Source organism: Mechercharimyces mesophilus, assembly GCF_059818345.1.
The window spans coordinates 1564572-1586872 of the sequence record NZ_JCBAPH010000001.1 but is presented as its reverse complement, the minus strand read 5'-3'; the positions used below and the strand labels follow the sequence as shown (position 1 = coordinate 1586872).

Annotated in this window: 18 protein-coding genes and 2 pseudogenes; 9 read left to right on the top strand and 11 right to left on the bottom strand. The window is 43.4% G+C overall.

The window, feature by feature from the left end:
• Window positions 1-435: ParM/StbA family protein (locus AC6RGY_RS07710; protein ID WP_499861390.1), on the bottom strand; the 435-nt coding region annotated here is incomplete at its 3' end.
• Window positions 436-634: 199 nt separating this feature from the next.
• Here AC6RGY_RS07710 and AC6RGY_RS07705 point away from each other — a divergent pair.
• The 3 genes and pseudogenes from AC6RGY_RS07705 to AC6RGY_RS07695 all read left to right on the top strand — a co-directional run.
• Entirely contained in the window at window positions 635-856 is a 222-nt protein-coding gene (locus tag AC6RGY_RS07705; protein ID WP_499861388.1) for a helix-turn-helix domain-containing protein, read from the top strand.
• An 82-nt stretch (window positions 857-938) separates the two neighbouring features.
• Window positions 939-2420: a recombinase family protein gene (locus AC6RGY_RS07700; protein WP_499861386.1), complete on the top strand. Its 1482-nt coding sequence runs from the start codon at window positions 939-941 to the stop codon at window positions 2418-2420.
• Between the two features lie 20 nt (window positions 2421-2440).
• Window positions 2441-2527 (top strand): annotated as a pseudogene (locus AC6RGY_RS07695) (helix-turn-helix domain-containing protein); the annotation flags it as partial.
• 795 nt (window positions 2528-3322) lie between these two features.
• On the opposite strand, the gene AC6RGY_RS07690 reads toward AC6RGY_RS07695, so the two are convergent.
• Together AC6RGY_RS07690 and AC6RGY_RS07685 are read right to left on the bottom strand one after the other, a co-directional pair.
• Window positions 3323-3967: a peroxiredoxin-like family protein gene (locus AC6RGY_RS07690; protein WP_499861384.1), complete on the bottom strand. Its 645-nt coding sequence runs from the start codon at window positions 3965-3967 to the stop codon at window positions 3323-3325.
• Between the two features lie 12 nt (window positions 3968-3979).
• Complete coding sequence (locus AC6RGY_RS07685; protein WP_499861382.1) at window positions 3980-4423, bottom strand: MarR family winged helix-turn-helix transcriptional regulator; 444 nt, start codon at window positions 4421-4423, stop codon at window positions 3980-3982.
• Between the two features lie 338 nt (window positions 4424-4761).
• Here AC6RGY_RS07685 and AC6RGY_RS07680 point away from each other — a divergent pair, with 338 nt between their 5' ends.
• A complete protein-coding gene (locus tag AC6RGY_RS07680; protein ID WP_499861488.1) occupies window positions 4762-5769 on the top strand; it encodes an NADP-dependent oxidoreductase in 1008 nt (335 codons plus the stop codon).
• 270 nt (window positions 5770-6039) lie between these two features.
• Here the strand turns inward: AC6RGY_RS07680 and AC6RGY_RS07675 are convergent, their stop codons facing one another.
• Both AC6RGY_RS07675 and AC6RGY_RS07670 read right to left on the bottom strand, forming a co-directional pair.
• The gene (locus AC6RGY_RS07675) at window positions 6040-6177 is read right to left on the bottom strand and encodes a type II toxin-antitoxin system RelE family toxin (RefSeq protein WP_499861487.1); all 138 of its coding nucleotides are present in this window, start codon (window positions 6175-6177) and stop codon (window positions 6040-6042) included.
• 105 nt (window positions 6178-6282) lie between these two features.
• On the bottom strand, window positions 6283-6525 hold the full coding sequence (locus AC6RGY_RS07670; protein WP_499861380.1) for a hypothetical protein: 243 nt from the start codon (window positions 6523-6525) through the stop codon (window positions 6283-6285).
• 452 nt (window positions 6526-6977) lie between these two features.
• Between AC6RGY_RS07670 and AC6RGY_RS07665 the strand changes: the two genes are divergently transcribed.
• Both AC6RGY_RS07665 and AC6RGY_RS07660 read left to right on the top strand, forming a co-directional pair.
• Window positions 6978-7967 (top strand): hypothetical protein, encoded by a 990-nt coding sequence (locus tag AC6RGY_RS07665; protein WP_499861378.1) that lies wholly within the window; start codon window positions 6978-6980, stop codon window positions 7965-7967.
• A gap of 189 nt (window positions 7968-8156) precedes the next feature.
• Window positions 8157-8243 (top strand): annotated as a pseudogene (locus AC6RGY_RS07660) (helix-turn-helix domain-containing protein); the annotation flags it as partial.
• A 196-nt stretch (window positions 8244-8439) separates the two neighbouring features.
• Here AC6RGY_RS07660 and AC6RGY_RS07655 read toward each other — a convergent pair.
• The 3 genes from AC6RGY_RS07655 to AC6RGY_RS07645 form a co-directional block, all read right to left on the bottom strand.
• Window positions 8440-10545, bottom strand: a complete 2106-nt coding sequence (locus tag AC6RGY_RS07655) for an SBBP repeat-containing protein (RefSeq protein WP_499861376.1) — start codon at window positions 10543-10545, stop codon at window positions 8440-8442.
• A gap of 374 nt (window positions 10546-10919) precedes the next feature.
• Complete coding sequence (locus tag AC6RGY_RS07650; protein ID WP_499861374.1) at window positions 10920-11159, bottom strand: hypothetical protein; 240 nt, start codon at window positions 11157-11159, stop codon at window positions 10920-10922.
• A gap of 516 nt (window positions 11160-11675) precedes the next feature.
• Complete coding sequence (locus AC6RGY_RS07645) at window positions 11676-13781, bottom strand: SBBP repeat-containing protein (RefSeq protein WP_499861372.1); 2106 nt, start codon at window positions 13779-13781, stop codon at window positions 11676-11678.
• 484 nt (window positions 13782-14265) lie between these two features.
• Between AC6RGY_RS07645 and AC6RGY_RS07640 the strand changes: the two genes are divergently transcribed.
• Window positions 14266-14775, top strand: a complete 510-nt coding sequence (locus AC6RGY_RS07640; RefSeq protein WP_499861370.1) for a DinB family protein — start codon at window positions 14266-14268, stop codon at window positions 14773-14775.
• A gap of 3 nt (window positions 14776-14778) precedes the next feature.
• Here AC6RGY_RS07640 and AC6RGY_RS07635 read toward each other — a convergent pair whose 3' ends face one another.
• The 3 genes from AC6RGY_RS07635 to AC6RGY_RS07625 all read right to left on the bottom strand — a co-directional run bounded on the left by AC6RGY_RS07635 (window position 14779) and on the right by AC6RGY_RS07625 (window position 17694).
• On the bottom strand, window positions 14779-15537 hold the full coding sequence (locus AC6RGY_RS07635; RefSeq protein ID WP_499861368.1) for an arylamine N-acetyltransferase family protein: 759 nt from the start codon (window positions 15535-15537) through the stop codon (window positions 14779-14781).
• Between the two features lie 3 nt (window positions 15538-15540).
• Window positions 15541-16488: a DMT family transporter gene (locus AC6RGY_RS07630; RefSeq protein ID WP_499861366.1), complete on the bottom strand. Its 948-nt coding sequence runs from the start codon at window positions 16486-16488 to the stop codon at window positions 15541-15543.
• Between the two features lie 225 nt (window positions 16489-16713).
• A complete protein-coding gene (locus AC6RGY_RS07625; protein ID WP_499861363.1) occupies window positions 16714-17694 on the bottom strand; it encodes a VOC family protein in 981 nt (326 codons plus the stop codon).
• A gap of 272 nt (window positions 17695-17966) precedes the next feature.
• Here AC6RGY_RS07625 and AC6RGY_RS07620 point away from each other — a divergent pair, with 272 nt between their 5' ends.
• Together AC6RGY_RS07620 and AC6RGY_RS07615 are read left to right on the top strand one after the other, a co-directional pair.
• Entirely contained in the window at window positions 17967-20039 is a 2073-nt protein-coding gene (locus tag AC6RGY_RS07620) for an SBBP repeat-containing protein (RefSeq protein ID WP_499861361.1), read from the top strand.
• 153 nt (window positions 20040-20192) lie between these two features.
• Complete coding sequence (locus tag AC6RGY_RS07615; protein WP_499861359.1) at window positions 20193-22241, top strand: SBBP repeat-containing protein; 2049 nt, start codon at window positions 20193-20195, stop codon at window positions 22239-22241.
• Window positions 22242-22301 lie beyond the last annotated feature (60 nt).

Below are 22301 nucleotides of genomic sequence, written 5' to 3'. Positions count from 1 at the left end.
GACACGTACCTCGCTGATGTGGAACTTTTTCTTCTTTCCGTTGATGGTCAGCTCATGCCACCCTTGAAGCATCTCGATGATTTTCTTCTTTTCCTCATCTGTGTGACGCTCGATCGGCTGACCAACTACGATCCGAACCGAATTGCCGATCGCACGATTGAACCACCTGTGCACCGCGAACAAAATCCTCATCTTCCCATCAAAATGCGCCTTCGTTCCGCCTTTCGTTGATCCGCCCAGTTCTGACTCCCATCGAGCGAGGCTTCCTGCAAATCCCTTCTTCCCTTCATACTCCCACACCATGTCATCCTCGCCGTGTTGGTTTTTCAGCTTCAGTTCGCGATACTCCCCAATATCGGCGAGGAAGGAGTCGTATCCCGTACTCCCGCCATACACCTTTACCCGCTCGTTCCCACCATCGATGCCCAATATCATGATGCTCGCTCCTCTGATGTTGATACCTTAGTATGACCAAGGGATGAATTTCACTTGTGGGACAATCTTTTTTCATCCCTTGGTCATACCATGATATGCGCCTAAGCTTGGACAATTTACCTAATTAGATAAATAATTTTACCTTATTAGATCAAAGGTTTTGTCCATTTATAAGAGAATAATGACTATAGGTGAGGATATGGGGAAATTAGATTATGTACCGAAGATAAAAGAAATCCGTAAAAAGAAGGGGATTATGGCTAGTTGGGTAGCTGAACAATTAGGGGTTACCAATTCAATGTTTTCGCGTTGGGAAAACGGATCGAACTATCCTTCGCTTCCCTACTTGTACAAACTATCTAAGCTATTGGGCGTGCCACTAGAGGAATTGTATAAAGAGAAGGACAGTGACGATTTGTGAAAGTATGTAGTATTTTCAGTTGATCTTCCCGCTGATATGGTACAAAATAAACTAAGTGTACCATTTGCAAACGGAGGATAATATGACTACTAACTACGGTGTTTATGTCCGGGTATCAACTGATAGGGATGAGCAAGTATCCTCTGTCGAAAACCAAATAGACATATGCAGAAATTGGCTTGAACGCAATGAGTTTGAATGGAATGAGAGCAATGTATATAAGGACGAAGGGATAAGCGGGACGCTGTTACTTGATCGCCCGGCTATACAGTTACTGTTGGGAAAAGCGAAGCAAAAAGAAATCGATACAGTTGTTTTTAAATCTATTAGCCGTTTAGCGAGGGACTTGAAGGATTCATTAGAAATACGTGAAGTATTCATCTCTCACAACGTTCGCATTATCTCTGTAGAAGAGGGCTACGACTCGAACAAGGCAGGGAAAAATGATATGGCTTTTGAGCTGTGGTCGCTTTTCTCTGCACAATATAGCCGTACCTTGTCAGCGGGTATTTCAGCAGCTTTGGCAGCTAAGGTGAGACGTGGAGAACATATAGGGAAAACGCCTTATGGATACGAGAAAAAAGAAGGGCTTCTAGGTCTGCATCCAGAGGAAGCGGATGTGGTTCGTCAAATTTATGCTTGGTACAACCAAGGCTTGGGGTTTAAGAAGATTACATTAGAGTTAAATGCTCGTGGTTACAAGCCAAAAATGAAGAGTAAGTGGCAAGTAACTTCTGTACAGCGCCTCATTCGCAATCCCATTTATTGCGGAGACTTCGTGATGAACAAACATGCAACTATAAAAGTTGGCGGGAAAAAGAAACAGATTCAAAACCCTGAAGATAAATGGGTTCATTTTAGGGATCATCATCCTGCGATTGTCTCAAGGGAGGAGTGGGACCAGGCGAATAAAAAAGAGATTAAGCATTCAAAGAGGAGGATAACTCCTTGGAATGAGTTTCGAGGTCTGATGAAATGCAGTGTGTGCGGATCGAGTATGGTGGTCTCACAAACATGGAGAAAACATGTAGACGGTTCTAAAAAGAGCTGGAAATACTTGAAGTGCAGTCAGAGACGAAGGGCCGGGGAATATGGATGTGTGAATCATGAACCAATCACATACGAAGAATTACGAGAGTTTGTCCTGGAGCAATTAATTAAAGATGGAGGCGGAATCTCTTCATTCAACTTTGATAGTCATTTCGAGGAAAAGAAGGAAAAGGAGGTTTTTGATTTAAATAAACTGGTTGGGCAGTTAGAGAAGAGAAAGAAAGGACTACTTGATTTATTTCTGGATGGACTAATTGATAAGGCCGAGTTTGAAGAAAAGAGAAAGGAAATTGATGCTCAGACTAGAGAGGCAGAGAACAATCTAATTGTTCTTCAGAAGAAGGAGCATTCAGCGGAGAAGATCGAAAATGTCAGGCAAGCGTTTGAGGCGATAACAAATCAGAATCAAGATCTTCATAACGCATTAAAGACGATTATCGAATCCATTGTGATACATCCAGATAAGACAATAGATATCCATCTGACCATTAAAGCGCCGAATTCTAAGTCGTAGCCCGTTTGCAAAAGGTACGCATTACAAATGTAATGCAAAAATTGAATGTGAAAGGACGGTCTCAAGCTGTCGTTGATCTCGTTCGTCTCGGAGAGCTAAAAATCTGACCTTTTCCGCGACAAACCCTACTGCATCGGTAGGGTTTTTTGTATGAAATAGAAATATATAATAGAGGAAAAGGGATATATGGCGAGAAGGGGGTTAATGATTTTACGAACGGATTGATTCCGATCCTTTGCGAGGCAACATAACTCTCTATTATTCGGATTTATAATACAATTCAAGTGAGATAATCGGATAGGGCTTGAGGCGGGTTACACTGTGACATGGATTATGAGGTAACCATCCGCTAGATGGCTATCCGAGTATCTCATAATATACGGGGCGGGTGTTGATGCACCCGTCTCTTTTTGTTAAGTGATTCTCTCCTCAACTGGATACAAATAAAGGGGAGGGTTCAAGTGTTCGATTTGTCGTCGATTTACAGTAGCGTTGTAACTTCGAGGGATCGACGACATGTTATGTAATGTTATTTCAGTGAGGGGAAGGTGAAACGTTGATTGTAGCTGGTTCTTGTGATTTGATAGAGTAGTGAGATTCATATACAATGAAATAGTATATTGCTGATTTGACGGGGATTAATAGGGTTTAGGATGTACCTATAAGGAATTGAAACTGGACAAAGCAATAACAAACTTTCTCTATGACCCTAGTCATTGGCGAATGAGATAGTGGTATGAATCTGCCCATACCCAAAATGGATGTTGAACGAAAAAATGCATAATAATGCCTGAATTACAAATTGGAGTAACCAAAATAGACTAGAAAACCTCTAATATTTGCAAGACAACAAAGCTAGTGCCTCAATATATTGAAGCGCTAGCTTTGTTATTTATGCTATTTTACTTAACTGCTTTTTCAAGTGCTTCTTTCGGTTCCATCCGTTTTGTATAGTCTGGGTTTGCTTCTACGTACTCTACTTTACCTTCTTGATTAATCACGAATGTCGCAGGTACAGGAAGGCTCCATGCGTCTTCTTTCGCATTAAATTGAGTTAAGTCGATACCAAACTTCTCGTATACTTCAATCAGATAGTCTGGTAGATCAAACAGTAATTGATAATCTTTGATCACTTGCTTGGTTGGATCACTTAATACTTCATAAGTTAAATCATGTTTTTGTTGGATAGATACCGTGTGATCTGGCGTTTCAGGACTAATGGCAATGACTTCTACACCTTTTTCCTTAAATTCAGGTGCTAAATCTTGATAGGCTTTCAATTCTAGATTGCAGTAAGGACACCATTCTCCACGATAAAAAACGAGAACAACAGGTCCGTTTTTTAACTTATCGGATAGGGAGACTTCTTTACCTATTGCATTTTTCAACGTGAAATCAGGTGCAGAGTCCCCTACATTTAACCCTTTTCCCATGTCTGAATCGGCTAACTCGTATGTGGCACGTTTCATGACTTCTAAGACTTCTTTCGGTATTTTACTCATACTTTGAGCTACAGCTTGTTCTAAAGTTTCAGCTAAGGTACTCATTTAGTACCCTCCTTATTTTGAATGATGATTTTTACAGTAAAAACTGTACTGTAAGATTTCCATCGCTTCGTTGATCTTGGTTAGTTCTTTCTCAGGAACACCTTCAATATGCCGAAGAAAATTGCTTTTCACATGTGTGAGGTAATTCTCCATAAATGTTTCTCCTGCTTGAGACAGGTGAATATATACTTTTCTTCGATCTTCTTGTGAGGTTTTCTTTTCGATAAGCCCTTTATCTTGTATCTTTTTTAGCTCACGACTTGCATTCGGTAAAGACATATCTAAACAATGACAAAGTTGAGTCACCATAACCGGTTGATTCATCTTTACATATTCGAGCAGACTAAATTGACTAGGCGTCATATCATATTCGATTCCACGTGTAATATCACCTGAAAATAGATTAACAGCATTCACAAGCTTTAAGTAGTTATTAAAGATGGTTTGGAGATCCATCATAACCACCTCACACTTTCATTATAGTATTAACGTTATCAAAATACAACTATCATTTGACAACTATTTAATTATAGCGTAGTCTTGAAGTATCGCACATGCATAAGAAAACGATTAGTAATGTGTATTTTCATTATTTTACCATCTATAAAAGCAATTATCTCTCCTTCATGCGCTTTTGCTTTGTTGTGAATTACATTTTTGGTGGGCAAGCTATTTTCGACAAAGGCAATCATATTTAACAAGGTAAAAGCAGAGCGAACGAAAAACACTTTCTAAGTTCGATTAATCGACATGTTAGTAAAAATAAGGAAATGAAAGGTGCAGTGATGTACACCATGAAAGCCATGACAGTAGAAAAATACGGTTCAGACCAAAAGTTAAGTTTATCAGAGCTACCTACACCTACTATACAAGATGACGAGGTCTTAGTACAAATTCATGCCGCCAGTGTAAACCCGGTGGATTCTTTGTTCAGGGACGGAAAATTTCGTCTGACTGTCAAACATACCTTCCCGCTGACACTCGGAAATGATTTTTCCGGAACCGTTATTCAAACAGGTAAGAAGGTCTCGCGATTTAAAGAAGGGGATCGTGTGTATGGGCGCCCACACCCGCTTAAAGGAACATTTGCAGAATATATTGCTGTGGATCAAAATGAGATTGCGTTAGTACCCAAAAACCTAACATTGGAAGAAGCTACTTCGCTTCCGTTAGTGGGCCTTACCGCATGGCAGGCATTATACGATGTCCTTCAACTAAAAAAAGGGCAAAAAATCCTTATTCATGCGGGTTCAGGAGGGGTAGGCACATTTGCAATACAACTGGCTAAGCATATCGGTGCCTATGTAGCAACGACCACAAGTGATGCCGGTGCAGATTTGGCAAAAGAAATGGGAGCAGACCTCATTATTAACTACAAAAAGGAGAAGTTTGAAGAGGTTATATCAAACTATGATGCTGTGTTAGATACCCTTGGAGGGGAATCCCTTGAGCGATCATTCCAAGTCCTCAGAACAGGTGGTAAAATTGTCTCCGTTGCCGGACCTGTGACCAAGGAACTAGCTGATGTGTTTGACCTCGGGGTCATCATGCGCCTGTTCATTTCACTCGGTTCTAGAAAGATGCGTAAGCTCGCAAAGCAAAACGACAACAGTTACCAATTCTTAGCCATGCAACCAAACGGTAAACAAATGGAGAAGATTACGAAACTCGTTGAGGACGGAGTGATTAAACCACAAATTGATCGTACGTTCAATTTGGAGGATGCTCAAGCAGGGCTTGAATATGTGGAGACAAAGCGTGCTAAAGGAAAAGTAATTATCCAAGTTTCAGATCCATCATAAAAACGTTGGTATTAGGTAGAACGCGGAAAACAAAAACAATTCGAGGTCAAACATGAATTGACCTCGAATTGTTTTACAGATTAATAATTCTTAAATATTAGATAATAAAATCACGCGATATGATGTTTCAAGGAATGAGGATCAGTGATTAGAATGAACATTTTAAGACACAACGCAGTCATGCGCAAGATGCGTAAGGCGCGTTCCGAGTATACATATACACTGGGTAACGAAGAAAAATCGACTATAGAGTAAACCTAATAGGGTTGCTTATCCTTTATAGATATCTCCACGATTTCCAATTGCTCTTACATAGACTATTTTCTCTGAATGGTGAACCTCGTAAATCGCTCTATATATATCTATCCGCAGGCGATAGAGACCGGTATGTCCTTTCATCGGCTTAATGTCTCCTTCAGGTGGACCTTCTCTAGTCCTTTTAAAGCTTGAAGAATCCGTATCTGTGAGGGACGATCTTGTTTTGCCAAGAATTTAGTGGTTGGACGCTTTAACTCAATCTGATAGCTTGAGCTCACGCTTTAAATCCTCCAAAGTAACGGTCGCCTCATCCTGACTGTCTAACTGTTCTTTTTCTTCTTGATTGAATGGAGTATTGTCCGGTTCTAATTGGTCAATGTGGTGGTAAGGATTCTGTTGCTTGTCGATTAAATACCGGAGAAAGTCATAGGCGCTTTTCGTATCCTGTTCGCGCAGACGATCAATCAACCTGTATAGCTCAGATTTTTTGATGCTCACATTTATCCCTCCAATAACCATTGTTTTATACTCTTGTCTCCAGTGTATACAACTTTATTCTTTGGTACAACAAGCGAAAAACCGACTGGGACACACCTAATGGGCTTTGTTTATCAGCTATGACATAGGATGGGGCTACAGTAAATAGTTTGATGGCTTGAGGGGATATATTGTGGATACTATAAAGTTTGAAAAATATAAGAATCACCAACTATCTTTCTCTATCCGTAACATTACTAGTAGATAGCAATTAAACAACATAAATCACTCTTCTTAGGACATCCATCTCACTTAGTTGGATGTCTTTTCATTTCCACTCATGCGATGTACATGCAATTTTCAGTTCAACATTTAAATATAAAGTTTTAATATTCTGCATTAAAAATATACTATAATTCAGTTAGTTTATATGATATCTTTATAGATGAAATTATAAAAAAGGAGTGATTTTTATGATAGTAAACAATGCATGGATGAAAATGAGCACTTATTTTTTTGCTGTTATGATGATATTATCTGTACCTACCACGGGGCAAGTATTTGCTGAGACAAACCCGACATTAGTAAATATTTCTTCTGGTCATGGGGATCCCATAATGAGTAGAGCAAATGCACCCAGTGTAGCAGTGAAGGACGATGGATCAGTCTATGTTGTATTTGAACAGGATGGTCGACTGTTTAATAGCATAGGGAGACTGAATAAGGATACGGGAGACATCAAGTGGGGAGCAATGAGACCGTTAAGATCTGTATCCCCAGGTGAGAATCCGGACCTCGTTTTAACCAATGACGGAAATTTAGCTGTTGTCTATTCAAATGAAGGCGATCTTTACTACAGTATCGGAAGAGTGGGAGCTTCCTCTGTAAATTGGTCCAGCGGGATCAAATATGGAACAGGGACGAATCCAAGTCTTGATATTTCTAGTGAAGGAAAAGTAATCACAGTGCATGAGAACAGTTCCAAGTTGTATTATCAGGTGGCTCAGTATAAAAGTAATCAAATACAAAATTGGAGTCCACATGCTGAAATTTTTCCTATCAATTCAAGTCTACCATCTGTCGCTATGACAGACGATGGCATTGTGATTGAAGCGCACCAAGGGAATGAGTATTATAATATTGGGAAAATGGGAAGTAGTAGAGTGGTTTGGAGCAGACAAAGAAGTGGTTCCGTAAACGACCGTACATACTCTGCGATTGCTCTACATGACGATTTAGTCGTGGAACTGTTTAATAACACTTCCTGGGGTGGGAATCGGCTGGATTATAAAATTGGAAAATTGAATGGAACTTCTGTTGAGTGGTTCAATTCAAAAGGAAATTTAACCGATAAAAGATATGGGCATAACGCAGACATTGCCATTACAGCTGATGGATACGTGGTAGCGGTTAATGAACGCGGATCGGAAGTAGAATCACATGTTTTTAAAATACAGAGGTGACTAACAGAGGAGAGAAGAAAGGAGTAATCACGTCCAACTTATGGAGGTGGTTGCTCCTTCTATATTGGTATGACACGATAGTCGTCCATCTTAATCGTATGATCGAAATTGATTTAGCGATTTCAGGCACCTATAGATGAGTAATGAGGGGAAATGATATCACCTAACGAATATTTTCCATCCATACGCATCTCAAATGTAATGCTAAAATTGAATGTGAAAGGACGGTCTCAAGCTGTCGTTGATCTCGTTCGTCTCGGAGAGATAAAAATCTGACCTTTCCGCAACCCTACTGCATCGATAGGGTTATTTGTGTGAAATAGAATATATAAATCTTGAAAGGTATACATGGCCATAAAGGGAAATCAAGATGAATAAAGACAGTGGAGAGTGAACGACACAGGAAAAGTCCGGAAGTATCTTCTTCCGGGTTTTCCTTATAAGCATAAATCAAGTTCAGGATGGAGTGTCTCTATCCATCCATCTCCCCACCACCAAAACCACGTGGTCCTCTCGGTCCTCTTGGACCGCGTCGCCCTCTCGGACCTTGTGCTCCTGTCGCTCCTGTGGGACCGGTCGGACCCGTTGCTCCCTGAGGACCGGTTGGTCCTGTGGACCCGGTTGTCCCTGTCGCTCCCCTGGCTTGTGGGTGGCCCACTTTGGTAGTAAAGGCAGCACCTGAACCTGCTCTCATACTCTGAAATGCGCCAGGGGTCGTTGGAAAATCAATTGAAGTGGTTGATCCTACGATGTACGCGCTGCTGGAGGAATCCACCACTACACTATTTCCCTGATCGCTTCCTCCACCTCCGAGGTAGGAAGAGAAAATGAGATTTGCTCCAGTGAGGCTTACTAAAGAGACATAAGCATCAATACCTTGATTGTTTGGTTCAAATGCATCCGGGGAAACGGGGAAGTCAGTAGAAGAAGTCACTCCTGTTACCCATGCATTGCCAAAAGGATCAACTCCAATTCCATTTCCTTGTTCAATCGCATTACCACCTAAATATGTGGAATAAAGCAAGCCAGTTCCCGTCGTATTAAGCTTTGTGACGAAAGAGCTTTGAACACCAGGAGCAGTAACTTGGAAGGCCCCTGCTGTCGTAGGGAAATTCGTTGAATCAGTGTCACCCGTTACATAAGCCCGATTCGAAGCATCTACATCAATATCAAATCCATTGTCTGGTGAACTTCCTCCCAGAAATGTGGAGTAAATCAGAGAAGTTCCATCTGTATTTACTTTTGTGACAAAGGCACTCGTACCCCCTGGTAGTACAGTCTGAAAGGCCCCACTGGTGGTAGGGAAATTGGTAGAATTAGTTGATCCCGTTAAGTAGGCTTGGTTAAAGGAATCAAGAGAAACACCTCTTGCTGCATTAGAAGAATTCCCATTACCACCCAGGAAGGTAGAGTAGATCAAATCACTTCCATCTGCAGTCAATTTCGTAATAAAAGCATCTCGTGTACCTTGAAGCATGGACTGAAAAGTGTTAGTAGAGGTAGGGAAATTCGTAGAATTCGTTGAACCAACAATATAGGCATTTCCTATAGCATCCAACGCGAGGTCAATAGAAAGATCTGTTGCACTCCCACCCAAATAGGTAGAGTAGATTAGACTTGATCCTGCTTCATTTAACCCTGTAACAAAGGCACTTGTGCCTCCAGGTTGCATGGTTTGAAAGGCTCCACTGGTCGTGGGAAAGTTCGTGGCACCTGTTTGTCCTGTAATGTAGGCTTGATTCGAAGAATCCACATCAATCCCAAATCCTGAATTGGATACCCCTACAGAGACACTTCCACCAAGGTACGTAGAATAGAGTAGCGAAGTTCCCTTTGCATTGAATTTTGACACGAAAGGCTCTAAAGCGCCTGTGAAAAGGGTACGAAAAGCACCTGTCGTCACTGGGAAGTCGGCAGATGATGTTCCCCCAGTTACGTACACATTTCTCGATTGATCAACCGCAATTGCATTGCCTAAATCATTAGCTGATCCGCCTAAATAAGTAGAAAAGAGGACCAAGGGATCGATAATCAATTCGCGCTCTCTGTCATAGGTTTCGTCCACATGAAATCCGATCCACCCATTCGCATTCACGGTAAAATCAATGGGTACCTGCCACTGTTCGCCATCCTGCACTTGAAAGCCGATCGGCTTTTGTTCCTTTAACCAACCAGTAGGGCTATAAACGACCAGCTCTCCTTGTTCATTCAGTCTTGTCTCTTGCCCACCTTTATAGTAAAAGCGAATCGCTTCGATGTTAGCACCTGGTTGAACAATCACATCATACTTTAACTGTTCTCCCATCGGAGAGAATACGACATCAATTCCTTGCCACACACTTTCGTAGACCACTTGATCGAATGCTTCTTTTTTTTGCCCTCGTCCTTGGGGAGTAACCCCTTCACGCGGTTCCACGAAAGATAACATCAACGCGAACGGTTCACCGATCTGAAATTGGACGCCTTCGGGCAGAAATGTGTACTGGACGCCGTTCCTGTGTGCAACATACATTTTCTTTGTTCCCTTGTGCTCTTTACTTATGAACTGTAATCCATCAGCCTTCTGCGTACTTTCCATCCCATACCCCTCCTTTAAATGGAATCAGGATACTTTATCCTATGTTTTAGACATCCACTTGGATATGGGCACGTTCATTTACTAGCAACCTAGGTACAAAAAATGCTTATTCCAACGGAATAAACCATTTTTTACTGAAATATGAAATGAAAATCTCCTTCTCGATTTCATCCTCTATCCTCTCTCATCAGAAGGAAGGATGAACTTCCACCGCTTTTTAACGAGTAGGGTTTTTTACTAAACGCTATGTACAAACAAATAAATGTTTCAAGGAGGTTTCCTGATCGCTGGATGCTCAACATTATGCACGATTTCTGGTAGTGTAAGTATCTACTCCCCCTCCTTTAGAGGGGGGCTTTTTTTACGTTCATAGCTTACTCATCTTCGCTAAGTGGACCTAAATCAACCAGGGATACAACTTTATCCATCGGGATTATCGCTGTTCGGAGTTCGTCTGGGTCAAATATACTTTCTACTTGGGCTCTTACCAAATTCCCTTCAATGGCGATGCTCTCACCAGCAGCAATAAGCGCTCCACCCGTTGTTAGTGTGATTTCTACTCTATCTCCAAGTTGTTTGGCTCTTACCTTTCTCTTAATCTCCTCGTTAGGCATTTTTGCTAATCCTCCGTTTCATAAAAAGTGAATACCTCCTCTCTATTATTCTATGTATTCACTTCTAATTGGTTCCTAATTACATACAGAATCAAGCAGGATCAACTCCTTTTTAAGTCATTTGATCTCTCTACATAAACATTAGAAATCCTCTCTCCATACTCGTCTCTATTAGCTCATAGCACATCATGTAGATCATTTTCCAATCAAGATTCGGCAAATAATTGCACTACCTCATTCGCTGGATGATGGAGCAAACGAATATTACCTGGTGCTTTTATCCTTTGATGAACATCATGGGTAGCTACAAGACTGGATAGCATCATCCGTGGCGAAGTTGACTGAGGCTGATAAGAGCGATTTGAATGAAAAGCAGATTAAAAGCAGATTAAAAGCAGATGGTAGTGAAGCCTGTCCATAGAGATAGTGGAGAGTGGACGACACAGGAAGAAGCCCGGAAGTATCTTCTCCCGGGTTATCCGCATAGGAATAAATCCTGCTCAGGATGGAGTCTCTTTATCCTTCTATTTCCCCGCCACCCATACCACGCGGTCCTCGTGGCCCTCGTGGTCCTCGTCGCCCTCTCAGACCTTGTGCTCCTGTCGCTCCTGTTGGGCCTGCCGGTCCCGTTGCCCCCAGTGGACCGGTCGCGCCTGTGGAACCGGTTGCCCCGGTCGCTCCAATGGCTTGGGGATTGCCTACTTTGGTAATAAAGACATCACGCAAACCGGCGACCATACTCTGCAACGCGCGAGGGGTCGTTGGAAAGTTGGTGGAATCAGTCGATCCTACGATGTACGCGCTGCTGGTGGAATCCACCACTACACGATTTCCCAATTCGTCTCCATTCCCTCCGAGGTAGGAAGAGAAAATGAGATTTGAACCTGTGAGGCTTACTAAAGAGATAAAAGCATCGTTACCTCCTCGATTGTTCGGTTCAAATGCATCCGGTGTGACGGGAAAGTCAGTAGAAGAAGTCAACCCGGTTACCCAAGCATTACCAAATGGGTCGACTCCGATACCATTCCCTATGTCTGAATCCAACCCCCCTAGGTACGTTGAATAGATTAATCCTGTCCCAGTGGTATTGAGCTTTGTCACAAATCCACATTGATCCACTCCTAGACACATCGTTTGAAAGGCTCCTAATGTGGTAGGGAAATTGGTTGATTGGGTGTCACCTGTCACATACGCTCGATTCGAAGCATCGACATCAATACCCCCACCTCTATCTATCGAATTCCCTCCAAGAAATGTGGAATAGAGAAGAGAGGAACCATTTATACTTACTTTGGTGACAAAGGCACTCGCACTAACTAGTACAGTCTGGAAAGCCCCACTGGTGGTAGGGAAATTGGTGGAACCAGTTTGCCCCGTTAAATAGGCTTGATTAGAGGAATCTAGGGAAACACTAGTTGCCGAATCGAAGGAATTCCCACCCAGGAAGGTAGAGTAAATCAAATTGCTCCCATCCGCATTCAATTTCGTAAGAAAGGCATCTTGTGTGCCACGAAACATGGTTTGAAAAGCGCTAGTAGAGACGGGGAAATCCATAGAACTTGTATTTCCTACAATATAGGCATTTCCAATGGCATCCAACGTGAGATCACTAGCCAACTCTGATGCACTCCCACCTAAATAGGTAGAGTAGATTAGGCTCGAGCCCGTTTCATTTAACCGTGTAACAAAGCCACTTGTGCCTCCGGGTTGCACGGTTTGAAAGGCTCCACTGGTCGTGGGAAAGTTCGTGGCAAATGTGCTACCTGTAACATAGGCTTGATTTGAAGAATTCACATCAATTCCTGTTCCTCTGTTGGATGCTCCTGCAGGAATACTTCCCCCAAGGTACGTGGAATAGAGTAGCGAAGTTCCCTTTGCATTGATTTTTGACACAAAAGGCTCCATAAATCCTGTGAAAAGAGTGCGAAAGGCACCCGTCGTCACCGGGAAGTCAGCAGATGATGTTCCGCCAGTTACGTACACATTTCTCGACGGATCGATTGCGATCGCGTTACCTAAATCAGTGGCTGATCCACCTAAGTAGGTGGAAAAGAGGACCAATGGGTCGATAATCAATTCGCGCTCTCTGTCATAGGTTTCGTCCACACGAAATCCAATCCATCCTTTTGCATTCACGGTAAAATCAATGGGTACTTGCTGCTGTTCACCATCCTGCACTTGAAAGCCGACCGGCTTTTGCTCCTTTAACCAACCGGTAGCGCTATAAACGACAAGTTCTCCCTGTTCATTCAGCTTTGTCTCGTGCCCACCTTCGTAATAAAAGCGAATCGCTTCGATGTTGGCCCCTGGTTGAACAATCACATCGTACTTTAACTGCTCTTCGACTCGAGAGAATACGACATCAATTCCTTGCCACACACTTTCGTAGACAACTTGATTATATGCTCCTTCTCTTTGCCCTCGTCCTTGGGGAGTAACTCCTTCACGCGGTTCCACGAAAGATAACATCAACTCGAACAGTTCACCGATCTGAAATTGGACGCCTTCTGGCAGGAATGTGTATTGGACTCCCTGTCCGTTTGCAAGATACATTCCTGTGGAATATCCCTTCTCATCACATGGATTATGCAGAAATGTATCTATTTTCTTTTCTATTTTCACTTTATACCCTCCAAGCAAATCTTATCCCGGTGTTTTTATCTTATGATGAACATCTTGGGTTGCTACAAGGTCGGGCCAGTCAGGTAGCCACAAGAATGACTCATGCTTTAAATGAGTGTTTTTTAGAAGATCGCATAGTGACAAAGGTCTTACTGGATCATAAAAAGAGCAATCTCCTAGTGATCACACCTAGTAAGAAATACAAGCTTCCCTTATCAGGTAGATGATGTGGATTTGATCAACTAAACGATCATGGGATTATAGGAAGAGGAGCTAGAGGGAAAGAGAGGGTTTTGCTCTGCCTATCTAGAAGTTTTATCGTGGTTTGGGAGGCAGACGAACCCTTTATATCTATCCCAGGGGCCCCTTAGCTTTAAAGATGAAAAGGAGCGCACCACAGGCATTTACCTTCGGTTAAAGAAGGTTACTCCTTGCATTGGATTGGGGAGTTATTTTATTTGAGCGATCTTGAGGGGGAAAGGCTTTGTTTACAAAAATTGCTGATTTCTGCGCGGAATGGAATCGGGAAATCCAAAGAACAAGCACGGTGCTTGAAGCATTAACGGATGATTCTCTCAAACAGAAAGTTGCTCCGGAATGTTGGACACTGGGGGAAATTGCATGGCATTTACCCACAACGATTCACGAGATGCTAACGCGTGCCGGTTTATCGTTTTCACCTCCAGGTGCCTATAGCGAGGTTCCCTCATCGGCTAATCGAATAGTAGACGCTTATAAGCAAGTGGCTTTGGCATCACTAGAGGCAGTTCAAAACACGTGGACTGACGAACGGCTTCGAGAAGTTTCTAGTCCCTATGGAGAGAAGTGGGCTCATGGTCTTACATTGCGCATTCTCATCCAGCATGAAATTCATCATCGAGGACAGATTCTAATTCTGATGAGGCAGGCAGGCTTACGCGTCCCCAGCCTTTATGGTTCGGTTCGGGAAGATTGGGGTGAGCTGGTTCATGAACATGCTCACCCCCGTACTTGATCCTCATCGATCATGTAATTGAATACCAAAATGTTTGAGTAGTAAGGAAGAGAAAGCATGTTCATCATATGCGTGCTTTTTCTTCTCTCCGTATTGGGTAATGATTAATTCTGTCTCTGTTAGCGTAATCCGCCCTTTTTCCGTTGCGCGCGTCACAATGGTTTTTTGTGTGAAGGTAGAGTCCGGACTCGTTTGATTCCAATGACAGACCTCTTCAAAGGAGGAAAAGGGGCGATTGATTGTGTGAAAGCGGAAGAGTATTTTCCATCTTTCATCAACGAACTTTTGCAAATCATAACATGCCTCATCCACTTTTCTGACGCGGTAGCGACTACTTAGGTGCGTCACTTCTTCTCCTGTTAAGGGAAGAGGGATACCTCCCGAATCCCCAAATCCGACATCCACTAAATAACGCTGATTTTGAATGGTTACAAGGTTACTTAAGTGAGTATGCTCTCGTTGCCATCCATCATCTCCTTTTCTGACGGTAGCAGCGATCATTTGGACATCGTAACCAAGGCTTTTTAAGAGCCAATGAAAGAGACCATTTAATTCATAACAGAATCCACCACGTTGGTTTAAAATGACCTTTTGGTAAATCGCAGATAAATCAAGCCGAATGGGGACGTGGCGAAGGACATCTAGATTCTCAAAAGGAATATGGATCTGATGCTCAAAACAAAGCTGTTTCAAAATTTCATAGTCATCACCCGCGAGAGGTGTGTTTATACCGATCCGCTCTAAGTAAGTTTTTTGATCCATTGATTAATCATCTCCCGTTACTTTTGACAGTCTATATGGTTTCTTTATAATAAGATGTTTTATATATTGTTCTGGAAGGTTGACACCGATCACACCCAAGATGATGAGTACACTGCCTATAGCATGATACAAATAAAAAGGCTCGTCCAGAATCCATACTCCAACAACAACGCTAACAATGGTCAGAATGTTCATAAATACGCTTGTTTGAGCAGCTTTTAGATGAGATACAGCGTAATTTGTTAGTAAAAAGGTTAAGATCGAAGCCGCTATGCTCAAATACAGAATGGATATCGTGAAGGATGGATAAGTGAAAAGTGTCAGGTTTACCTTCTCACCGGAGATCCACCCGATAAAGTGAAATAGCACCGTACCGATTCCTAACATGGCATAGGTAATCTCCATAGGAGTGAGTCGATTCGCATATTTGCGAGCACTTACGGTGTAAAGAGCCATGGAGAGTGCAGATAAAAAGATCAGGGTGATTCCGATCAATTGGACACTATTTTCCGCTCCTCTCATGAAACTGATCAAGATCACCCCACTGACAGATAAGAGGACCGATCCTTTTTGCAACCAAGTTGTGTGCTCTTTCAACCATATGGAAGCAAGGAGTAGGACCATAATGGGTACCAGCGCTGTAATCATACCTGCCTCGCTAGTAGTGACGTAGGATAAGCCATATATCTGAAAGCCAAACGCGAACACAGGTTGAAAGAGTGTAATGAGAAGCAAAGGCAACAAGGGTTTCCTCCGATAATTTACCTTAATAAGCCCGGATAAGAGAAGAATGGTCATCACGATAAAAGCAATGGTGAATCGAATGGACAAGACTTGCAGTTCGCTAGCTACATTTAGCTCAACAATGATTTTTAAGAATAAGAAGCTAAATCCACCTAGTACAGAAGCGGTAACCCCAGCGAGAATGGGTAGTATGAACGGTTTTTTCATTGCGATAGCCCCTTATGTTTTCTCTTGCTTCTATTGTAGGGGCTTTTTTTGCATGGCACATCGGTGTGAGGAAGGGAACCCCACTACGACTTTTGACGTAGTGGGGTTGACGGCGAGGGGATGACTAGACTTAGGCAGGAAATTGTGTCTATCTCACGAGATGGGACCGCGATGAAGTAGAAACGGAGGAGCTAAGAGAGTATACGTCCTGACGAAGAGTAGTCGTCAGGAAGAAGGATCTTCGTTGAAAGCTCTTTCTAACGTTTCGATATCCAACTTCTTCATTGGTAAGTAGGATTGTGTTACGCGAGCACGTTGCTCCGGGGTACCATGAGTGAGCATTTTGTCTAGAGAAGCAGGTAAGATTTGCCACGAGATGCCGTATGGGTCTTTAAGCCAACCGCATTGTCCGGCTTCAGGCACAGCGGAAAGCTGTTCCCAATAGTAGTCGATTTCCTCTTGTGTGTCGCAAAAGATCTTGAGCGAAGTCGCCTCGTTGAAGTTGAAGCGGTGATCTAGCGCACTATCTAATGCCACAAACCACGTGTTCTCCAGCATAAAGTCAGAGAACATGATGGTCCCCTCTTTTTCGGGTTCTTGTCCTGCGGGATAGCGCAGAAGAGAACCCGCTTTCGCATGGCGGAAAACGGACAGATAAAAGGCACGAGCTTCTTCCGCCTTGCCACAATTTTCTCTTACGAACAGGAAGGAGGGGATAATGGTGGGGCGTGATTCTCCCTCTGGATTCGTCAACATGAGTTGCCACGAGACACCGTACTTATCCTCAATCCAGCCATACCATTCGCTGAAGGGGTATTTATCCAATGGCATAAGTGCTGTACCGCCGATGGATAACTGATTCCATACTTCGCTTAGCTTCTCTTTGGCATGCTGATCACGGGAGGGGTCAAAATTAACCATAAAAGAGATAGATGAATTAAAACTAGCGATCGGCTCTGTGAAGATAGCATGGAATGGATGCCCCCAGATGGTAAACGAAATATGTTCCAGATTATGGGGTAAGGTGGTTTTGTTCAATATTTTTGAATCGGGGAAGATGGAGCAGTAAAAGTCGGCAGCTTCTCTTGATTCCGTGTTGAACCAGAGTTGTGGAGTGATGGGATGGCTGAGTGATTTATCTGATAATTTAGCGTGAACGGTTTCCTGTGTGTTCGACTCCTTATCCATCTTACTGGAATGACTCATTCTTTTTCCTCCTTTTTAGATACAGGCGCTTCTTCAAATATATCACAGGAAGTGTAACAGTTACAAATTTTATATTTGATTATTTGATATATTCACTGCCTGTGAACCCCAGGAATTAAGAGAGAAATGATCTCCTGTGGCTGAGAAGGATGGCTAGAAACAAGTACAAGAGTCCCGCGTCTGAGACAAGACGATGGAATCATAGGATTGAATAGGATGTTTTTAACTGGAGGAGAACGTAGGGACATTAGAAGGATAAGGAGGAATACGGGATGAGGGGCAGAGCACAAGGGATAAAGCAGAGACTTACGTTTCAACAGTTCGGTGAAGAAAGAAGTGAAAAGCGGTTTGTTGCCAGGCTGAGTGAGAAGGGTTGCATTACTTTTCAGACAGATTGTGTCTCATTTAATCTAGAGGGGTCTGCGCTTGTTCTCCGATTTTTACAGATGAGTGGGGATGTGTCGCTTCAAGGAAGAAAAGCGGAGAGAGACGATGAAAGGGGAAATATCTCGAATCCTAGCTGTGAAAGAATCATCTATCAAGGGGCATGGCCTGGGATTGATATCCTCTTCTATGGAGAGGAAGAGAAATTGAAATACGATTGTGTTGTACAACCGGGTGCTTGTATCGATGATATCCGCTTCCTCTACGAAGGCGGAGAAGAAATTGGTTTAAGTGAAACAGGAGAGCTGTTCGTAGTTGCCAAAGGGGGAGTCCTCTATGAGAAAGCTCCCTATAGTTATCAATGGGAGAAGGGGAAACGAACCACGGTTTCCACCCGCTTTCATTTATATGTGGATGGATCGGTCGGATTTGATGTGGGAGAGAACTATGATTCGACTCGGGAATTGGTGATTGACCCCGTTGTCTTTTATTCCACCTATCTTGGAGGGTCTGAATTGGATAGTGGGAATGGCATGGTGGTAGATCAGGCTGGAAATGCTTATGTGACTGGGCTAACGTTTTCGGCAAATTTTCCTGTGACCTCAGGAGCATTTCAAACGATAGGGGGAACGAGTGGAGATGCGATGGTTTCGAAGTTAAGTGCAACAGGAAGCACACTTTTCTATTCCACCTACTTGGGCGGAGAGGAGAGTGATCAAGGAAACGGGATTGCCCTCGATGCTTCACGTCATGCTTATGTAACAGGGACAACGGAATCATCGGATTTCCCTACAACCTCAGGTGCTTTCCAGACCACGATGAGGGACGGTGTGGCCGCATTTGTGACGAAGTTGAGTGTAGATGGCTCTTCGCTCGTCTACTCCACCTTTTTAGGTGCACCTACCTTAGATGGAAACACAGCCAATGGCAACGATATTGCCGTGGATGAAGATGGCTTTTCCTATATCACCGGTGTGACGACAAGCAATTTTCCGGTTACGACAGGTGCTTTTCAGACCATATTTGGTGGTGCAAGCGGAAGTCTCAATGTTTTTGTTTCCAAGTTGGATGTGGCAGGGTCCGCTCTCGTGTACTCCACCTTCCTAGGAGGCAGAATTGTGGACACGGGTTATGGGATCGTGCTTGATTCAAGTAAAGAAGCCTATGTGACCGGAAATGCGTTTTCTACAAACTTTCCTGTAACGATGGGTTCGTTTCAGACGGTATTAAAAGGAGGGCCTAGCGCTTTTATTTCCAAACTTAATGCAACGGGATCTGCTCTTATTTATTCCACTTACCTGGGTGGAACAAGAGACGATCAAGCCAATCGCATTGCTCTTGATGGAGGAAATCAAGCATATGTTATCGGAACGACGGAGTCAGATGATTTTCCGACTACTCCGAATGCTCTTCAAACCACTTTTCCTGGCGGATTTCAAAGTGCTTTTGTAACCAAGATGGACGAGGAGGGAACGAGTCTAGTCTATTCCACCTTTTTAGGAGGCAGCGGTAAAGAAGAAGGGAATGGCATTGGGGTGGATGCATTTGGAGCGGCCTGGGTGACAGGGGTAACCGCATCCACTGATTTTCCGGTGACGGATAACGCGTTCCAGGTGAATAAAGGGGATGGGACAGATGTCTATGTGACACAACTAAGTTTTTCCGGACAGGGACTCTCTTTTTCCTCTTTTCTGGGTGGGAGAAGTGTGGATAGAGGCATGGATCTTGCTGTTGATTTGTTAGGGAATGCGTATGTTACAGGAACGACCAACTCAAATAACTTTCCTGTCACATTTGATGCCTTTCAGCAAAGAAATGAGGGGCAATTTGATGTTTTTATCACAAAAGTGGGATCTCCTGCGGTGAAGGGAGCGACGGGTCCCAGGGGAGCACAAGGGGCGAGGGGACCGCGGGGTCCACGTGGGCCTCGAGGAAAGTCTGGGGGAGAGCTAGAGGGGTAAGGGCCAATACTTTAGTGTATTTAAGAAGCTTGATGAGGTTTATAATAGTGTGTTGCATAAAAGGGAGTAAGTGGATTTTTCGCTTCACAAAAGAGGCATCTATCAGATCTTTAAGGTGCGGACATTCTGATTTCAATCGAAAGGAGAAAAAAGATGTATGTTGACAGAAAGGTTGTCGAGAGGCAAAAGCGGGTCAGGCTTGGCAAAGGGAAAAATGAGAACTCGTCTGGTATAACGGAAGAAATCAGAGGGAGACAGGTGACCTATTTGTCGGATGGCGTGCAACTCTCTTTTCATAAAGATGTTCTGAAACTTTGCATGAAAGGAGCACAAGAGCTTGCGCCTCCACTTATAAGAAAGCCAGAAGGGCGATTCGCATATGCTGATGGTTTTGAACATGTTATCTATCCAGGGGTATGGAAGGGGATTGACCTTGTTTTTAGAAGCAACGCTACGCAATTGAAATATGACGTGTACATTTATCCGGGAGCTCACTTAGAAGAGGTTCGTTTGCAGTATGAAGGCGGGAATGAGGTATTTGTTGGCGAGCAGGGGGATTTGTTTATATGCACCTCGCACGGGGTGCTCATGGAAGAGAAACCTGTTAGTTTTCAGTTTGATGGTGAGAAGAAGAGGGCCATATCGACAAGATTTGAGGTGTACGCAGATCATTCCATTGGGTTTGTGATCGATAAAGAAGCATATGATCCAAGGCAGTTACTCGTGATCGATCCGACCGTCTTCTATATCAGCTATTTTGGAGGGTCCGGCTTGGATATCGGATTGAGTATGGCGATCGATTTGGAGCGAAATCTCTATCTGACGGGAGAGACGAGTTCAACAGATTTTCCTGTAACGAGTGGCTCTTTTCAGACGATGGGGGGCGGTAGAAATGTATTTGTAAGCAAGTTTCACAGCGGTGGTGGTTCTCTTTTTTACTCCACTTTTTTAGGAGGAAGCTCCGCCGAGGTGGGTAACGGGATTGCGGTTGATGAGAAAGGAAATGCCTATGTAGCCGGTCAGACAACCTCTACCAACTTTCCGACTACCTCAGGTGTTATTCAAACCGTACTGCTAGGATCAGACGATGCGTTTGTAGCCAAGCTGAATGCCACAGGATCGGCACTTGAGTATTCCACCTATTTAGGGGAGGAAGGAGCCACTGTAGGCGTAGGAATCTGCTTAGATGGAAGAAGTAACGCTTATATAACCGGATTTACGACAGCCACCGATTTTCCGACGACTCCGAGTGCTTTTCAGACGAAGATTGGTGGAATGATCGATGCGTTTGTTACGAAACTAAACATGACAGGCAGTTCGTTGGTCTATTCCACTTTCTTAGGTGGAGAAGGGAATGATATTGGGAATGGAATTGTGTGTGATGATTCTAATCAGGTATATGTGGTCGGCCAAACAAACTCGCTTAACTTTCCTACAACAGTAGGATCTTTCCAGACGGTGAGTAAGGGAATACCTGATGCGTTTGTCACGAAGATTAATGAGGAAGGTTCTGCACTGATTTACTCCACTTATATAGGGGGAAAGCAGTCAGACTCTGGCTTATCTATCGATCTGGATCGTATCGGTCATGCGTATATAACAGGAGATACAAGTTCGACCGATTTTCCCACTACCCCGCATGCTTTTGCAACGATCTTGCAGGGAGAGCAGAGTGCATTTGTTACCAAGATCAACCCTTCTGGAAGTACGCTCGTCTACTCGACCTACTTAGGAGGAAGAAGAGGTCGGCAGGGAGCGTTTGGAATTGCTGTAGACTCTTTCGGGGAAGCATGGGTAATAGGCGAAGTGAACTCGACGCAGTTTCCTCTTACTGCGGATGCCTTTCAAGACCATTTGGCAGGATCGTTTGATGCCTTTGTCACGCAAATAAGTTATTCAGGTGAGGGAATCTCTTTTTCTTCTTATCTAGGAGGAATGGACTTTGACTCGGGTGGCGATGTAGTAGTAGATGATCAAAATGATGCCTATTTTTCCGGTGTATCCACTTCGAGGAACTTTCCTGTTACGTATAATGCCTTTCAGAATAAGAATCCTTCTCCGGGTGTAAACAGTCTTTTTATCGCGAAAATCGGGAACTTTTCTATAATGGGTCCACAAGGTCCAACGGGAGTGACAGGACCACGAGGTCCACGAGGGGCAAGGGGAACGCGTGGTATGGGAGAAGGGGAGAAAGAATTGTAGGGCAAATGCATGGAAAGGTGGATCGGGTAAAGGCAGAGGGGTGCTCTTATCGAGGTTGGA

What these genes read in the sequence shown, in the direction of transcription:
- AC6RGY_RS07705 (WP_499861388.1), top strand. Translation starts at nt 635, where the DNA reads ATGGGGAAATTAGATTATGTACCGAAGATAAAAGAAATCCGTAAAAAG.
- AC6RGY_RS07700 (WP_499861386.1), top strand. Translation starts at nt 939, where the DNA reads ATGACTACTAACTACGGTGTTTATGTCCGGGTATCAACTGATAGGGAT.
- AC6RGY_RS07690 (WP_499861384.1), bottom strand. Translation starts at nt 3,967, where the DNA reads ATGAGTACCTTAGCTGAAACTTTAGAACAAGCTGTAGCTCAAAGTATG.
- AC6RGY_RS07685 (WP_499861382.1), bottom strand. Translation starts at nt 4,423, where the DNA reads ATGGATCTCCAAACCATCTTTAATAACTACTTAAAGCTTGTGAATGCT.
- AC6RGY_RS07680 (WP_499861488.1), top strand. Translation starts at nt 4,762, where the DNA reads ATGAAAGCCATGACAGTAGAAAAATACGGTTCAGACCAAAAGTTAAGT.
- AC6RGY_RS07665 (WP_499861378.1), top strand. Translation starts at nt 6,978, where the DNA reads ATGATAGTAAACAATGCATGGATGAAAATGAGCACTTATTTTTTTGCT.
- AC6RGY_RS07655 (WP_499861376.1), bottom strand. Translation starts at nt 10,545, where the DNA reads ATGGAAAGTACGCAGAAGGCTGATGGATTACAGTTCATAAGTAAAGAG.
- AC6RGY_RS07650 (WP_499861374.1), bottom strand. Translation starts at nt 11,159, where the DNA reads ATGCCTAACGAGGAGATTAAGAGAAAGGTAAGAGCCAAACAACTTGGA.
- AC6RGY_RS07635 (WP_499861368.1), bottom strand. Translation starts at nt 15,537, where the DNA reads ATGGATCAAAAAACTTACTTAGAGCGGATCGGTATAAACACACCTCTC.
- AC6RGY_RS07630 (WP_499861366.1), bottom strand. Translation starts at nt 16,488, where the DNA reads ATGAAAAAACCGTTCATACTACCCATTCTCGCTGGGGTTACCGCTTCT.
- AC6RGY_RS07625 (WP_499861363.1), bottom strand. Translation starts at nt 17,694, where the DNA reads ATGAGTCATTCCAGTAAGATGGATAAGGAGTCGAACACACAGGAAACC.
- AC6RGY_RS07620 (WP_499861361.1), top strand. Translation starts at nt 17,967, where the DNA reads ATGAGGGGCAGAGCACAAGGGATAAAGCAGAGACTTACGTTTCAACAG.
- AC6RGY_RS07615 (WP_499861359.1), top strand. Translation starts at nt 20,193, where the DNA reads ATGTATGTTGACAGAAAGGTTGTCGAGAGGCAAAAGCGGGTCAGGCTT.